General features: G+C 46.0%; 12 protein-coding genes. 5 read left to right on the forward strand and 7 right to left on the reverse strand.

The genetic code is table 11. The features are described 5' to 3' along the window. Nucleotides 1-27: 27 nt before the first annotated feature. On the reverse strand, nt 28-1380 hold the full coding sequence (locus EPH95_RS15345; protein WP_142090902.1) for an alanine/glycine:cation symporter family protein: 1353 nt from the start codon (nt 1378-1380) through the stop codon (nt 28-30). Nucleotides 1381-1583: 203 nt separating this feature from the next. Here EPH95_RS15345 and EPH95_RS15350 point away from each other — a divergent pair, with 203 nt between their 5' ends. The 3 genes from EPH95_RS15350 to EPH95_RS15360 all read left to right on the forward strand — a co-directional run bounded on the left by EPH95_RS15350 (nt 1584) and on the right by EPH95_RS15360 (nt 3930). Further along, complete coding sequence (locus tag EPH95_RS15350; RefSeq protein ID WP_452596418.1) at nt 1584-2837, forward strand: hemolysin family protein; 1254 nt, start codon at nt 1584-1586, stop codon at nt 2835-2837. A gap of 49 nt (nt 2838-2886) precedes the next feature. Continuing rightward, entirely contained in the window at nt 2887-3309 is a 423-nt protein-coding gene (locus tag EPH95_RS15355; RefSeq protein ID WP_142090903.1) for an RDD family protein, read from the forward strand. 99 nt (nt 3310-3408) lie between these two features. Continuing rightward, nucleotides 3409-3930 (forward strand): VanZ family protein, encoded by a 522-nt coding sequence (locus tag EPH95_RS15360; protein WP_142090904.1) that lies wholly within the window; start codon nt 3409-3411, stop codon nt 3928-3930. Here the strand turns inward: EPH95_RS15360 and EPH95_RS15365 are convergent. Beyond that, nucleotides 3860-4534 carry a TVP38/TMEM64 family protein gene (locus tag EPH95_RS15365; RefSeq protein ID WP_227003940.1) on the reverse strand — a complete coding sequence of 225 codons (675 nt, stop codon included), beginning with the start codon at nt 4532-4534 and terminating at the stop codon, nt 3860-3862. The two genes, EPH95_RS15360 and EPH95_RS15365, sit on opposite strands and share 71 nt — an antisense overlap. A gap of 170 nt (nt 4535-4704) precedes the next feature. Here EPH95_RS15365 and EPH95_RS15370 point away from each other — a divergent pair, with 170 nt between their 5' ends. Both EPH95_RS15370 and EPH95_RS15375 read left to right on the forward strand, forming a co-directional pair. After that, entirely contained in the window at nt 4705-5913 is a 1209-nt protein-coding gene (locus tag EPH95_RS15370) for an MFS transporter (RefSeq protein WP_142090906.1), read from the forward strand. A 56-nt stretch (nt 5914-5969) separates the two neighbouring features. Then, nucleotides 5970-7091, forward strand: a complete 1122-nt coding sequence (locus EPH95_RS15375) for an oxidoreductase (RefSeq protein ID WP_142091642.1) — start codon at nt 5970-5972, stop codon at nt 7089-7091. A gap of 324 nt (nt 7092-7415) precedes the next feature. On the opposite strand, the gene EPH95_RS15380 is transcribed toward EPH95_RS15375, so the two are convergent. The 5 genes from EPH95_RS15380 to EPH95_RS19545 form a co-directional block, all read right to left on the reverse strand. Next, nucleotides 7416-8966 (reverse strand): Na+/H+ antiporter NhaC family protein, encoded by a 1551-nt coding sequence (locus EPH95_RS15380; RefSeq protein WP_142090907.1) that lies wholly within the window; start codon nt 8964-8966, stop codon nt 7416-7418. A gap of 156 nt (nt 8967-9122) precedes the next feature. Then, nucleotides 9123-10364: a dicarboxylate/amino acid:cation symporter gene (locus EPH95_RS15385; protein ID WP_142090908.1), complete on the reverse strand. Its 1242-nt coding sequence runs from the start codon at nt 10362-10364 to the stop codon at nt 9123-9125. A 324-nt stretch (nt 10365-10688) separates the two neighbouring features. Then, complete coding sequence (locus tag EPH95_RS15390) at nt 10689-11975, reverse strand: isoaspartyl peptidase/L-asparaginase family protein (RefSeq protein WP_142090909.1); 1287 nt, start codon at nt 11973-11975, stop codon at nt 10689-10691. Between the two features lie 35 nt (nt 11976-12010). After that, nucleotides 12011-15409, reverse strand: coding sequence for a M28 family peptidase (locus tag EPH95_RS15395; RefSeq protein WP_160141808.1), 3399 nt, complete (start codon nt 15407-15409; stop codon nt 12011-12013). A 78-nt stretch (nt 15410-15487) separates the two neighbouring features. After that, on the reverse strand, nt 15488-15613 hold the full coding sequence (locus EPH95_RS19545; RefSeq protein ID WP_264371953.1) for a hypothetical protein: 126 nt from the start codon (nt 15611-15613) through the stop codon (nt 15488-15490). Nucleotides 15614-15763: the final 150 nt, after the last annotated feature.

Below are 15763 nucleotides of genomic sequence, written 5' to 3' on the forward strand. Positions count from 1 at the left end.
CGGAAAGGAGCGAGGCGCTATTCCTTTTTACATAGTTGTTTTCCCTTTTTCATAGGTTCGTATTTCATTGAATCGTTTCGTTTCTTTCACGACAACGCCTGATAAGAGCAAGAGTCCGATGAGGTTTGGAACTGCCATCAAGGCGTTAAAGATATCCCCGAGATTCCAGACGGTATCGAGTGACAACGTTGCTCCGGGCAGAATTGCCAAAACGAAAACGATACGGTACACCATTGTAAAGTTGGTGCCGGCAAGATAGGTGAAACATTTTTCGCCGAAATACGCCCAACCGAGAATGGTCGAGTAAATAAAAAACAGTAACGTTACCGCAACAATGACACTTCCGAAGGCGGGAAGCAATTCATCAAAGGATTGCGCGGTAAGGGCTGCGCCTTCAATATCAATCATGTACATGTCCGCCATTACGAGGGCGAGCCCTGTGACGGTACAAACGATAATCGTGTCAATGAACACTTGTGTCATGGAAATCAATGCCTGGCGGGCAGGGACATCGGTACGGGCAGCGGCAGCGGCAATCCCGCCGGTACCAAGGCCTGCTTCGTTGGAAAACAACCCGCGGGCGACCCCCATTTGGATCACTGTGCCAATTGCGCCGCCGGCTACTGCCTGTCCGGTGAAGGCATCGGTAAAGATTAAGGCAAAGGCGCCTCCAACGGCATCTGCATTGAAAACAACCAGGAAAACACCAGCAGCGACGTATACAACGATCATAAACGGAACGATAAAGGCTACCACTCGTCCGATACTCTTGATCCCACCGATGATAACCAAGCCGATTAGAACCATGAAGACAACACCGGTGAGCCAGAATGGAACGTTAAAGACATCATTGGCAACGTCCGCGGCAGCGTTGGCTTGAATCATGTTACCGATACCGAAAATGGCGGCAAATACGGCGAAAAAGGCAAATAGAACAGCTAGCCACTTTTGGCCCAGCCCTTTTTCAATATAATACATCGGTCCCCCGGACATTTCTCCGCGGGCATTTTCCTGTCGATATTTAATGCCGAGAATCGCCTCGGAGTATTTCGTGGCCATCCCGACAAGAGCCGTCATCCACATCCAAAAGACGGCGCCCGGTCCCCCCGCAACGACGGCGGTGGCAACACCAACGACGTTTCCGGTTCCGACCGTTGCGGCAAGAGAAGTCATCAGTGCCTGAAAATGGCTGATGTCCCCTTTGGATTCTTTGTCTTGTTTGGAAAAAGTAAGTTTAAACGCGTAAGGCAACATGCGAAAAGAATAAAAAGCCAAGCGAATCGTTAAGTATACACCCGTACCCACGAGCAAAAGAATCAGTGGCAAACCCCAGACAAAATCACTGATTTCACCCGTTATGTTTTCGAACCATTCGAGCATGTTAAGCCCCCTTTTGATAGTGATCTTTTCTAATCTTAAAGCAATTTTACAGAAATGTGAATAGTTTGTGTGAGATTTCCTGCCTTCCTGTTTTAAGGGACTCCTTCAAATGTCTGCTTTTTTCATTTGTCGTTTTTTTTATATTTTTGTATAGTTGGAGTACAGCAAACGAATGAGTCCTTTTTCCAATAGGAGTTGAAACCGTGTTTATAGGTATCGCAATAGCCCTTCTTTTGTGTGCTTCTGCTTTTTTTTCCGGAAGTGAAACCGCGATGACGGCTGCAAACCGCACAAAAGTCCAAACAAGAGCGGAAAATAATGACCGGAAATCGCAAAAACTTTTGCAAACACTGTCCAAACCGGATGAATTTATCACCGGTATACTTATCAGCAATAATGTGGTCAACATTATTTTGCCGACGCTTGTAACGATGGTAGCGATTGACTTAGGGTTTAACGTCGGAGTTGCAACGTTTCTATTAACGGTTACGTTAATCGTTTTTTCCGAAGTCATGCCCAAATCGATTGCCGCCACATTTCCGGACCGGCTTGCTTACACCGTTTTTCCCCTTATTCGTTTTGTATTATGGTTCTTAAAGCCGTTTATTTACCTGCTGTCAAAATTGACGAGAGCGGTTACGAAAGTGTTGTCGAAAGACGAAGACGGAGCATCCTCGATCTCGAAAGAAGAATTGCGGACAATGGTGGATATTGCCCAAATCGAAGGGGCATTTGCCCAAGGCGAAAGCCACCGCATCAAAGGTGTGTTGGACTTTTATAACCTAAATGTTCGCGATGCCATGAAAACCCCTCGCGTCGAAATTGTCGGTATACGTCAGGATGCTTCCTATAAAGAAGCGCGTGATGTTATTCTTGCAAATCGATTTACTCGTTACCCAATTTATCGCGATGACATGGATTCCATTATCGGTGTTTTTCATTCCAAAGGGTTGATCTATTGGTCCGTTGATCTCGATCAGGAAATGACGAAACTCTCGGACATGTCCCCGATGTTTGTCCATGAATTTCAACCGATTGAGCAAGTATTTCGCCAGATGTCGAAAGAACAAAAACATTTGGCGATTGTTCTTGATGAATACGGGGGGACGGTCGGCCTTCTCAGCCATGAAGACATCATTGAGACGATGATCGGCCAGGAAATTGAGGATGAGACAGACTTGGGGAATGATCGATTAATTGAAAGCATAACGGATACCACGATCATATGTAACGGCAAACTTACGTTACGGCGATTGAATACAGTGTTTAATACGGCTATTCCGGAAAAAGAAGATGTACTCGCGGCATTTATTTTGAACGAGCTTGAGTATATCCCGATGGAAGGAGATGCTTTCGAATATCAAAATCTAATGTTTACGGTTTTAACGGTAGAAGACGCGACATTAAAACGGGTTGAAATTGAAAAACTGCCGGCAGAAGAAGAGGAAGGATCGTGAATCCATCGTTTCCGATCCAGTGATATAGGGAATGGAAACCGGGGAGGTGATGCACGTGTCTCAATTCGGAGGATTTTGGGCCCGGTTTGCAGCGCTTTTGCTAGATGGGATATTGATTGGCATAGTGGTCATGTTAGCCATCTCGATTGCTAATCTTGATACGACGAGCCAGGCAGTGCAGCTGGGAGAAGGATTGTTCACTCTGGCCTACGCGGTTGTTCTTCCGGGAATTTGGTATGGATATACCGTTGGCAAACGAATCTTAGGCGTTCGGGTCGTAAAAACGGACAATAAGGATGTTCACATTGGGACGATGTTGCTGCGAGAATTTGTCGGTGGCGTAATTTATGCTTTTACCCTCGGTATCGCTCTGGTTGTATCGATTTTTATGGTAGCTTTACGCCGCGACAAGCGGGCGATTCATGATTTTATCGCAGGCACTTATGTGACTTATCAGAAACCACAGAAGTAAGGAGGCGACTGCGACCCGGCGGTCGCTTTTTTCTTTCGTCATGAGCGGGGAGCGCTGGCGCATATACTAGACGAGCCCCATGATGGAAGGTGTGCTAGGATGAGCCAGCGTTCTCTGAAAACCTTTTCTTGGATAATGTTTGCCATCTACACGGTCGTGCTTTTATACATTACCACGTTCGCCTGGAACTATGGAGCGTCGCTCGGACCAGATGGCCCCGGGGGTCGTAATTATAATTTGATACCCTTTCGGAGTATTTATCGGATTGGTGTGTTTAGCCCTAGCTTGTGGGATCCTTTAAAAATTTTAATCGGAAACGTGCTTCTTTTCTTGCCGTTAGGTTTCTATTTGCCGCTGTTGCTTCGACGTTTGCGAAGCGTTGTGAAAGTGACGTTTGTCGGGATGTTCGTTTCATTCTTTATAGAACTTTACCAATTTACCTTTACGATGCGGGTAAGTGACATTGACGATCTTGTTTTGAACACCGCCGGGGTGTTTCTCGGGGCGGTCATGTATTTCGCGGGACGGAAATCGCTCCGCCGGATTGTGATTATTTTGCCGTCTGCTCCTTCTCCTTTACGACATAACGGTTCCATAGGCGGAAACAACCGTAAACGATAAGCAAAAAACTGCCGTAAAATAGAGCAACATATAATAAATCCGCAGGATTGCGTACGATCGTGCTTCCGACGGTGGCAAACAATATCATGGAGGGGATTTTACCCACTGAAGAAGCGACGGTGTAAGCCCAAAAACCAACGCGGCTGAGCGCGGAATAGATATTGACGATGATGGAAGGAACGATAGGGATCAGCCGTGTTAAAAAGATGGTCATAAAAGCGTTGCGCTCAAAGAGCATCGTCACCTTGGAGATAGCCTCGTACTTGCCGATGATTTTTAATCCCCAATCTTGGTATCCGAAACGTACGAACACAAACATAATAATGGATGCCATGGAAGATCCAAACCAAGTGATGAAACTTCCAAGAAAAGACCCATATATCGCCCCAAGGATCCCGCCGATAATCGGATAGGGGATAACCGGGAATAGCGACATGAGGGTGGCGAGAGCGGCCGTGATCACAATCGATTCCGTGCCGTGTTCATCGATCCAAATCGCGATCTCTTCGCCATATAGAAAGGCGGACACTGCAAGGGAAGCTAGAATGAGAAATACAAAAATTTTACGATACATCGGTTCACCTCGATCCTGCGATCTTTTCATATTCTATCATTAATTGACTTTTTTCTACATGAAACTAGATTAGGAAAGTAACGCCAAATCGGAAGCAAAGTCTTTTTCGTCGTTCGCATTCTTTTCGTTTGAAATGCCCCTTGTCCTTGTTATATGGTAAAGACCGATGATACTGGTTTAACAGAAGGTAGGGAGCAAAAGTGCAGCAACAACCTTTATCGCGAAATCGCATTTTTATCTTGCTTTTTATCGCGGGAATCTTTGCGGTTGTCGGTTTTAGCATGTTTTTAACAACGGTCTCCTGGTATGCCATTAGTGAGTTGGAGTCGGCATCCGCTGTGGGGTTGGTCTTAATAGCGGCAACGATTCCCCGTCTGGTGATGATGATGTTCGGCGGGGTCGTCGCCGACAAATATAAAAAAACAACCATTATGTTCGCGACAAACCTTATACAGTCCGTCATGCTTTTCAGTATGTATCTATTCGTTGCCAATGACCTGCTAACATTGTCGGTTTTACTCGTTCTGGCAGGTGTATTTGGAATGCTGGACGCTTTTTTCGGACCGGCGAGTGTGTCGTTAATTCCGAAAGTCGTCCCGAAAAAACAATTGCAAAGGGCAAATGCGATTTTTCAGGGTGCCGATCAAATATCCTTTATCGTTGGCCCGATATTGGCGGGTCTAACGATGGAATCGCTTGGTGTGGCGTCGAGCTTTTTGATCGCGACTATTCTTGTCTTTCTTTCAGCTGTTTTCATCTTTCCGCCATTTCTCAAGGAAGCGCCGGTCGATGATAGTGTCCCGCAAAGCCCTTGGAATGATTTGAAAGAGGGGCTGAGCTATGTTCGGCAATCAAGTTTTCTCCTTACGGGCCTTGTCGTATTAATCTCCTTAAATTTTTTTGTGTTCGGGGCGCTTCATGTTGCCATGCCGTTGCTCGTGGATGTCCATGATGGATCGCCATTGAATTTAAGTTTCATGGAGGCCGGTTTAGGGATCGGCATGTTGCTGGGTAGCTTTATTTTAAGCGTATATACGATAAAAAAACGGCGGGGCGCGGTGACGATCTATGGGTTAATCGCATCTTTGTTTCTTTTTATAGCCTTTAGTCAAGTTCCGTCATTGTCGGGCTTAACGGTGTTATTATTTTTTATCGGATTCGCGATGGTTTTCGTCTACATTCCTTTTTTTACGGTCGCGCAAGAGAAGACGGAAAACCGAATTATGGGCAGGGTGATGAGCATTATTTTTCTTGCCATGAATGGGTTTGACCCGGTTTCCTATGGCATAATTGCCGGCTTTGTCTCAGCGGGCATCCCGGTTCAGGCGGTCTTGTTTGGGTTGGGGATAACCGGAATGTTGATCGCGCTTATTGTTTTTTTCAAAGCACAGGAATTTCGACACGTTTAAGGTAAAGAATAAAGAGGTATATAAAAAAGGCATAAAAGGAAAGCAAGGTGATTAGTGTGCAACGTTATGAAGATACATTGTTCGATCAAGGTCATATCAGCAATCACATTTTAAAAAACCGATACATTGTCGGACCGATGACGAGGGTAAGTTCGGAAGCGGATGGCACACCGAATGAACGTGTCCATCGTTATTATGAGCGCTTCGCGAAAGGCGGATTTGCCGCGGTGATGACGGAGGGAACGTATCCGGACACCATGTATAGCCAGGGGTATGAAAACCAGGCAGGGCTGGCAACAGAGAAACATGCCGAAGCGTGGGCGCCTATCGTTCGTGATGTAAAGGCGCACGGCGCAAAAATGATTGTGCAATTGATGCACGCCGGCGGGCAATCACAAGGGAATTATTATAAGGATACGAGTGTTGCGCCTTCTCCCTTTCAACCACCGAAGCCAATGGTGGAAGTTTACGGCGGCCAAGGGGATTTTCCGGTCGCGAAAGAATTGACAAAAGATGAAATCGAAGACGTCAAAGACGGGTTTGTCCAGTCTGCCCGCTATGCTGTAAGTGCCGGTTTTGATGGGATTGAACTCCACGGTGCCAACGGTTATTTGCTCGACCAGTTTTTGTCGGAGAATATTAATAAAAGAGAAGATGAATACGGTGGTTCCATCGAAAATCGCCTGCGTTTTCTCGTTGAATTAATCGATGATGTGCGTGACGCAGTGGGGGAGCAAATGATGCTCGGCATTCGCATTTCTCAATTGAAAGCGACGAACGGAACGTATAAATGGCCGGGTGGAGAGAAGGATGCGGAAGTCATTTTCTCCACACTGGGAAAAACGTCCGTGGATTTTATCCATCTTTCCGATGATGACGCGACCACTCCCGGTTTTGGAGAAGGAACGATGACGATGGCTGAAGCGGCGAAAAAATATTCCGGGAAACCGATTATAGGTTGTGGAAACCTCAGCGATCCGGAGGTCGCGGCCCAGTTCATTTCCGATGGGCAAAGTGATTTCGTCGCTATCGCCCGTCAAGCCTTGGCCAACCCGGATACCCCCAATCGCGTTTTGGAAAATAAGCCGTTGGATGACTTCGATGCCGGCAGCATCATGAAACCGAAAGCCTACGTGAAAGATCACGAGCTTGACCAACCATTAACGGAAAATGAATAATGCAATGTTAAGAGGGCGAAACGAAGGTTGCATCAAGTTTATCGAACAAAATAACTTTTTATCGTACCTTAAGAGACCGGATTTACCATCCATTGAGGTGCAATATCGTCTTTATTGTACCTCTCGAGCCGTATCAACCACCTATTAGGGTACAATATCTTCATTATCGTACCTCACGGATCTTGTCGATAAGCCTTAAAGGTACAATAACCGTTTTATCGTCCCTCCCGAGGCGCATCGCCCGTCTATTGAGGTACAATCTCCTTTTGGATAAAAAAAGAGCCTGAGTCCTTTTCCAGTGACCTCAGGCTTTTTTGCGTTTCTCTAAGCATTCGTTTCCGGTTCTTTTGGTATTTTTTGCCCGAACATCCGGTTTAACCCAAAACCTAATAGGATGAGGACGACAATTCCTGCTACGAGCGACAACCAAATGGATTCTGTATACCCGGCAGCCACAAATGCTACAATGCCGCTTACGCCCGCGGTGAGTGCATATGGAAGCTGGGTGTTGACGTGATCAACCAAGTCACAGGACGAACCTGCAGATGAAAGAACGGTCGTGTCTGAGATCGGTGAACAATGATCCCCGAAGACCCCGCCGCTTAGTACAGCTGCAATCGCCAACGGCATTGAGAGGTCCATGGAAACAGCAATCGGCATCGCGATTGGAATCATAATGGCAAACGTGCCGTAAGAAGTTCCGGTTGTAAAAGCGACAATCCCGGAAATGATAAAAATCAAAGCCGGAATAATTGCCGGTGTAAACAGCTGCTCGGCGAGCGTGCTCACGTATTCATCGGTACCGACTTCTGCAGCAACATCTCCAATCGACCAAGCGAGGATTAAGATCATGAAAACGAGGACCATCCCTTTAATGCCGCTCATGTAGATCGATATTGCTTCTTTGAACGAGAATAACTTTTGGGCCATCCCCATAATTAAGCCGAGAATGCCTGCCGTGAAGGCGGCCAAAAGGATGGAAATCGCGCCGTCCGCTTCTCCGATGGCGGTCACAAAATCATTTCCCGGGTAACCTCCCGTCCATAAAAAAAGAGGCGGGATCATGGCTAACAAAACGATTAACGGTATGAGCAAATTCATTAATTTTGGCTTGGTTGTCAAAGGTTCTGCTTGAGTAATTTCATCTGCGGATGGAGGTTGCGCCCCATCGCGTTGAACTTTTCCGGTCGTCATTGTACGGAATTCCGCTTTTGCCATCGGCCCATAATCGAGCTTCAAAAAGATAATGACGAAAACGAATAGAACGGCAAAGATCGAGTAAAAGTTAAATGGGATCGTCGTCAGATAGGTGAGGTATTCCGATTGGGAGATACCGAGTTCCGCAAATTGAGCGCCGATCAATCCCATCACAAACACGACCCAGGTGGAAACAGGCACGAGAAGTGCGGTGGGTGCTGAAGTGGAATCCACGATATAGGCAAGCTTTTCCCTTGACACTTTCATTCGATCCGTAACCGAGCGCATGACACTTCCCGCGGTCAATGCGTTAAAATAATCATCAATAAACAAGAGTATACCCATCCCTCCGGTAGACCCTTGCGCTCCGCGGCGGCTTTTTACTTTTTCGGCAATGAATTTGGCCAGTGCTTCAGCGCCTCCCGTGCGTTGGAAAAACGCGATCAATACGCCGAATAACGCGACGTATACTAAAACAGTGGCATTCCATTCATCCCCGATGACTGGGATGATAAAGTCTTGAAACATAACATAAAAACCCATGATAGGATTCCAGTCTGCCAACATCGTTGCTCCGATCCAAACACCTGCAAATAAAGAAGGGATAACATTACGGGTAATGATTGCAAGAACGATAGCAAGCAGTGGAGGGAGTAACGTTAAAACTCCGAATTCCATGTATGCATACTCCTTTCATCTTTTTCTGACAAGCCTCATGATTGTATCATTCCCCTGTATAATATACGACATAATAGCCTTAAAAACCTGCCGGATTACATTATTTTGTTCATAAAAGACACGTCAGCTTCTAAAGCCGACGTGTCCGTTTACGTTTTAAGCGGTTTCATTTGTTTCCGATTGGAAGGCCTTATCCTTGTGTTCGGAACGTTCGACATAAACGGCACATGCGCTGTCACCCAAAATGTTGGTACCGGTACGGATCATATCAAGGATACGGTCGATGGCAGCAACCAGGGCAATGCCTTCGATCGGCAAACCTATCGCGGTCACTGTAATAGTCAGCATAATTAGCCCCGCTCCTGGTACACCGGCTGTACCGATAGCCGCAAGTGTTGCCACGATCATGACGGTGGCGATTTCCAAGAATGAGAGTTGAATCCCGTAAAACTGGGCGATAAACATTACCGCGACGCCGTTATAAAGAGTGGTTCCATCCATGTTAATGGTCGCGCCGAGAGGGATGATAAAGCTGCTCGTTTTGTTGGAAACACCGACATTTTCTTGTACGTTTTTCATGGAAAGCGGGATAGTGGCCGCGCTGCTCGCGCTTGAGAAAGCAAATAGGAACGCAGGGGTCATCCCCTTGAAAAACTTCAAAGGTGATATTTTTCCAAGATATCTGACTGTACTTCCGTAAACGACCAAGATGTGGATGAGACAACCAACTGCAAGGGCAGCAATGACGACCAAGAGTGGCATTAATACGGCTAAGCCATGTTCACCCACCACTGGTGCCAAGATGCCAAAAACACCGAGCGGAGCTAGTTTTATGATGCCGGCGGTAATTTTAAACATAACTTCGGCCAGGCCGTCAAAGAAGTTCTTCAAAGGATCCGCGCGTTCGCCCACGACAAGGATGCCGATCCCTAAAGCCAATGCGAAAAAGATAACTTGCAATGTATCTCCCGCGGCCATGCCTTCGATGGGGTTCTCGGGAACGATATTTAAAATAACATCAATGACATCGTCATCCTGTTCTTCGGCGTCTTCCAATTCCTCATCTACTTCTTCCTCCGTCGGTTCGTCTATATCGGCGACTTCACCGGGGTTAAACAAAAAGCCCATGGATAGACCAATGCTTATCGCTATGAGGGAGGTGATAAGAAAATAAGCAACCGTTTTCCCGCCGAGCCGGACCATTTGTTTTCCGGTACCCAGGTTTGTCACACCGGTGATGAGAGCGGCCAGGATGAGCGGAATGATGACGAATTGAATCAGCCGTAAAAATAGCTCGCCAAGGGGTTCTACGACCTCAATGGCTTCGCCGAATATCGCGCCAAATATGATAGCTAGAATGAATGCAATCAGAATTTGGTAAACTAAAGAAATTCTCACAGATGACACCCCTTTTAAAATCCATTTAATTGTAAGAAAATAAAAACAATAGTTATCGGTACTTCTGCCTTATCCTATCCCTCCATTCTGCCTACACAAACACGATAACGTTGCAATACTCAATAACCGTATAATAACATTAATTGGAAAAATTAGATAAATTAAACTGCCTTGCTTGTGTCACCGCCACTAATAAATATGTACAAAATAAGATTTGTAGAACTAATTCAAAGGGTGGGGGGGTGGGGATCCTTGCTAGCTTCTAAAAAAACCTGTGGCAAACATTTTGCCACAGGTTAGGGTTAAATTGTAAAACATTTTTATCTACTCCCACACGGCCATTAAATCTTCAGCATGGGACTGCAGCGTTTCAAAAGCTTCTTCGGAAATCACCTCATTTTCTTGCTGATGATCAAGCAAGTCATTAAATCCTTCCATATGTTCAACAACGTTATCCGCCTCTTCCAATTCTTCGTAATGGCTGACAGCTGTCAGGTGAGTTGTTAAAGCCTGCACTGCTTCCTCGCTCGCAAATTCACCTTCTTCATCGAAACGTTCGACAGCTTCATTAATATCGGCTGCGCTGATCGGCTCGTCCTCTTCATCCGTAGCAAATTCCACCATGACTTCCCCGTCATTGGTTACGTATCCGTATGACAACCCACTGCTGGAAAAAGGAGAAGCAAGGTTTCCATTATGATCCAAAGCAATGACAGCACCGGTGGCTCCCAGAGAAGGCATGTTGTCTTCTACAACGGTTTCTGCAGCACCATATACAGATTGTTCCCCGAATTCAACAAGGGCAGATATATCCCTTGCGGCCGTTCCCCTGATGAAAACCTCTCCTGTCCCCGTTGCGGATACAGCGACCCCGTCATTATCGGCATAAGTTCCTGCTCCAATAATCGGTGAATCTCCAATCCTGCCAACGGCTTTATTTGTCAGTCCTCCTGTGGACGTTCCCGCTGCTAAATTATCGTTTTCATCGAGGGCAACCGCGCCAACGGTGCCGTGATTTTCAGTATCTGCTTCATCCTCTTCTTTTGCATCAAGAAGTTGTTCCCATCTTCTTTCGGTGAAGAAATAATCTTGAGTAACGGTTTCAAGGCCTTGTTCGATTCCAAACAAATCAGCTCCATCACCGCCGAGCATGACATGTTCGGATTCTTCCATTATTTCGTGAGCAAGAGAAATCGGATTTTTTATATTTTCCACCCCGGCAACAGCCCCGGCTTCCAGATCTTCGCCACTCATGATAGAAGCATCCAATTCATGAGCGGCATCCGTATTAAAAACCGATCCTCGTCCTGCATTCAGTAAGGGTGAATCTTCCAATAGGAGGATAGCGTCTTCCACAGCTTCTACACTTGTTCCGCCATCCTCAATGGTATTTTTCCCTGCTTCTAACGCTTCTTCCATAACTTCACGGTAATCATCCTGTAAATCATCCGAGACCGTACCGCTGCCTCCATGAATGGCAAACATAATGTCTTCCTGGTTGTGATCTACTTGTGTTTCAGCGCTGGATTCAGTACTAGTCGTTGCGAAGAAAATGAGCAAAGCAAAGAAACCTATGAATATACTCATTTTGATCATGAGGTTATTTTGCATGTTGTATCGCTCCTAAAATAATATTTTCCGATTGACTAGCGCGCTATATCTAAAATAGCACTACTGACTAGTTCTCCGTGCGTTTGGATTCTTTCTTCGCTTATATATTCCATCGTATCGTAGGGGGTGTGATACGTAGGTTCCAGCTCTCCTGTCCCTGGTTCCCTCCAGCTAATATTAGCTGCGTCTATCCCGGCATCATGGAAAGATTCATGATCCGATGCTCCTCGTTCAAAAAGGGTAAGGGCATCGTTGTCTAGTCTATCTGCCGCCGCGTCTGCGTATTCCCATACCGTATTCGGTTCTCCATCGACCACATTGACATTGAGACTGGTGGCCTTTTCCCAGTCCGCGCCAACCATATCAAAATTAAAGTTGGCGGCACTTTGATTGATTTCCTCCTGGGATAATTCATCCAAGTAATATCGCGAACCGTTTAAACCACCCTCTTCATATCCAAAAGCGATGAACCTGATTTCTTTATCGACAGACATGTCTTGCATGGTTCTCGCTAGTTCAAGGATATGGGCCGTACCGGAGGCATTGTCGTTGGCTCCCGGAGAAAATGCAACAGAGTCATAGTGTGCGGTTACATACACGATTTCCGGATCTTCTATATCCTCTTCAGGTTCTTTTACGGCAATGACGTTTTGAGAAATTTCGTCCGTCATTGTTTGCACGTTAAGGTTTACCGTCAACCCATCCTCGGTAATCTCTGAGCGTAACATTTCGCCGTCGTCTTGGGTTACACCCACAACCGGTATATCAACGGTTTCATCGGATAATCCCGGTCTAAATGCTCGGAGGTCATCCGTATCATCCGTGATGATCAACCCCGCTGCGCCAGCTTCAGACGCGCGTGTTGCCGCGTCCAGGAAAGAAGATTCACCTCGCTGGATGAGTGCAATGTTGCCTTCAACCTCATCCGGGAAATCGCCTTCCTCGCCATAAGCAGCATCAACGACATCTGCGTTGATCCCTTCCTCATCTGTTTCTGCAGAACCTAACGAACTTCGCAAAGGCACTTCCTCGTTATCTTCGGAGACTATCGTTAATTGATCCAAGCGTTGTTCATCCTCTTCATCGATATCGAATTCTTGAAGTTCAACCGGATAGCCGAGATTTACAAACTCATTTTTAATATAATCGGCAGCCTCTTTTTCTTCATCCGTACCAGCGTATCTGACGCCGATATTTTCACTTAAATGTTCAATATGCTCAAGGGAATTTTCAGCGTCAAAAGCTAAAACTCCCGACTGGGCAATTAACTGGTCCGCAGCGTCCTGTAAAGTTGTATAAGCATTTTCGGAAACTAATTCATCGTTAAACTGCTGGTCGAGTAAATCATGGAAGCCTTCCATGTGCTGAATAACTTTTTCTGCTTCCCCTTGATCTTCGTAATGGCTGACAGATCTCATGTGGGCGGTTAGAGCACGGGCTGCTTCATCAGAGCTGAATTCCCCTGCTTCGTCGTATTGCTCGATCATTTCTATCAGGTCATTAGCTGTAATATCTTCCGGTGGTTCCGGTTCAAGGTGATCGTCAGGCGCGTGTGGGGCCTCCTCTCCGCCAACACCAACGCCGATAAAGGCATAGTCATTAATCATCCCGGGTGTGGAGTGGGAGATGCCGGCTTGTCCACCGAACATCGTGCTCTCAGTGGTAGTTATTTGCCAATCATCAGGCTCTTCTTCGCCGTCAGGCCACATTTTGACTTGCAACGCTTCTGCCTGTCTTTGCAATACAACGCGATACCACTCATCTTCTTCCAACGTGAATGGAAGTTCAGCAGTGTCGAGCGTTTCCGTGCTTCCTTCGCTTCTTTGCATAATTCGAACGGAATTTTCATCAGATTCTGCATCCGGCATTTGAGCATCAGCGTAAATGCCGTTTTCGCTATCTGGGGAACCTGACATATGAAATCCGAGTTCAAACATTGTTTCATGAATATCTTCCCCGCGGACGAGACCGAAAATCTGGGTATCCCCGTAAATATCACCGACTTCATCAGGGGTTAACCCGCGAACGCCTGATTCGGTCATGTGCTGCAAGCGGTTGGGTTCATCCAATATCGTAAATTGATCTTCCTCTCCTTGCCAGATCGGAGACCAATCATTAGGAGCTTCCCCAACTTCATAATCCGTAAAATCGGTGGCGTACTGTTCCGGGTCGGATACATCAGGGGTGTCCGGCCAATACTTAGGCAAATCGTAGAAATCATCGCCATCAAGGTCATAGATCGATCCATCTGCCATATGATCGAGAATGCCCCATAACCCGTCTTCGATAAGGTCAATCGTTTCTTGATCGTAAGGTGTTTCAGGTTGTTGTCCGGGCATTTCGAATAAGACTGTACCGGTTCCGTTAAGGGCGAACGCATGTCTGGCTTGGCCGGGGAGATCCCGTGTTGAATGATGCACATAACGTGCTAACCCCGGTTCAATGTCATTCTCCGCACGCTCATTTACGCCGTTTGCTGCTGCCAGGGCATAACGTCTTGATTTATCTTGATCCCACTCGGTGTATTCATCGTACCTTGGGTTTTCATCCGGTCCTAATGCCGGATAATCCAAAGCGATTGTTACATCTTGATCGGTGCCTTCGATCTGATTATCTGCTCCCATTTGATGGAGATCAACGTAGGAATCGACCTCACCAAACTCCTCTTTAAGGTCTTCGTACAAATCCGTTAGTATTTGCGATTCGTTGGTCAAAAAGAAACCAAAATGCGCGGTTGTGCCGGGAAGATCAACCATTTGCGGTTCATAATCAAGATCAGCGTTAAAATCACGATTGATATCAAAGCCTGGAAGGTTTTCGTTAAAGTTCCAGGCCGGTTCTGCGCCTTCGATTTGAGGATGATTCTCTTCAACTTCATCCCAGGTAATGTCATTTTGTCGTTGCACGAGTTCAGCGCCATCGGGATTGAACTTAGGTACGGCAACAACGGTTATTTCATCCAAAATCTGCTGCACATCTTCACTATCGTCTGTAGCCAGCGTGTCGAGCAAAGGGACTAATGCCTCGGTTCCGAAATGTTCATTTCCATGGATTTCACTCGTGATCAGGACCACTTGATCGCCGCTTCCAATACGCGCGGAGTAAATATCACGATTTTGTTGGCTTTGCCCAAGTACGTCCACCTCGAGTTCGCCATCACTTTCCTCTTCCATCCGTTCCAATTCCGGCAATAAATCATCATACCGAATCCAGTCAGAAGGGTCGTAGTCGTCATCAATTGTCATCGCAGCACCTTCATCTTCTTCTTCCATTTCATTGATTTCTTCCATAGCTTCAATGGCTTCGACTGGGTCGACCGTTTCTTCCCTTTCGTTTTCATCTTGCGCGTTCAAATGATTTGTTGGCACCATTAATAAAAGGAAAACAAACGGAGTCATCTTTATCCAAGTATTCTTTTGCCATCCTTTCTTCATTTCATAACCTCCTGAAGTTGACATAAATAAACGCAGGAAAATTCAGAATAATAAATGGCTACTAAAAGATCCGCAATTTTAATTTTCATGAGGGAATATTAGTGTGCGATGGAGACCTTCGCTCGCTTGCTCGGTCACGTTTTCTGTCCATGTAAGTGAAAAGACGATCGCCAATAATAAAGAGACAACACTAAGTTTTTTCATTGATATCTTCCCTCCTTATTTCCTACATAGTATAATAATGGAAAAATATATCCAATAATGAATACATTATCTACTTCAAGAACAAAAGAGAATACTAGATGCTATTTTTCAATTACTCCATTTTTTGCATAAATTATGAAAATATTAATA

It is taken from the genome of Salicibibacter halophilus, assembly GCF_006740705.1.
GTDB lineage: Bacteria > Bacillota > Bacilli > Bacillales > Marinococcaceae > Salicibibacter > Salicibibacter halophilus.

What these genes read in the sequence shown, in the direction of transcription:
- EPH95_RS15360 (WP_142090904.1), top strand. Translation starts at nt 3,409, where the DNA reads ATGAGCCAGCGTTCTCTGAAAACCTTTTCTTGGATAATGTTTGCCATC.
- EPH95_RS15355 (WP_142090903.1), top strand. Translation starts at nt 2,887, where the DNA reads ATGCACGTGTCTCAATTCGGAGGATTTTGGGCCCGGTTTGCAGCGCTT.
- EPH95_RS19545 (WP_264371953.1), bottom strand. Translation starts at nt 15,613, where the DNA reads ATGAAAAAACTTAGTGTTGTCTCTTTATTATTGGCGATCGTCTTTTCA.
- EPH95_RS15380 (WP_142090907.1), bottom strand. Translation starts at nt 8,966, where the DNA reads ATGGAATTCGGAGTTTTAACGTTACTCCCTCCACTGCTTGCTATCGTT.
- EPH95_RS15395 (WP_160141808.1), bottom strand. Translation starts at nt 15,409, where the DNA reads ATGAAGAAAGGATGGCAAAAGAATACTTGGATAAAGATGACTCCGTTT.
- EPH95_RS15365 (WP_227003940.1), bottom strand. Translation starts at nt 4,534, where the DNA reads ATGAAAAGATCGCAGGATCGAGGTGAACCGATGTATCGTAAAATTTTT.
- EPH95_RS15390 (WP_142090909.1), bottom strand. Translation starts at nt 11,975, where the DNA reads ATGCAAAATAACCTCATGATCAAAATGAGTATATTCATAGGTTTCTTT.
- EPH95_RS15345 (WP_142090902.1), bottom strand. Translation starts at nt 1,380, where the DNA reads ATGCTCGAATGGTTCGAAAACATAACGGGTGAAATCAGTGATTTTGTC.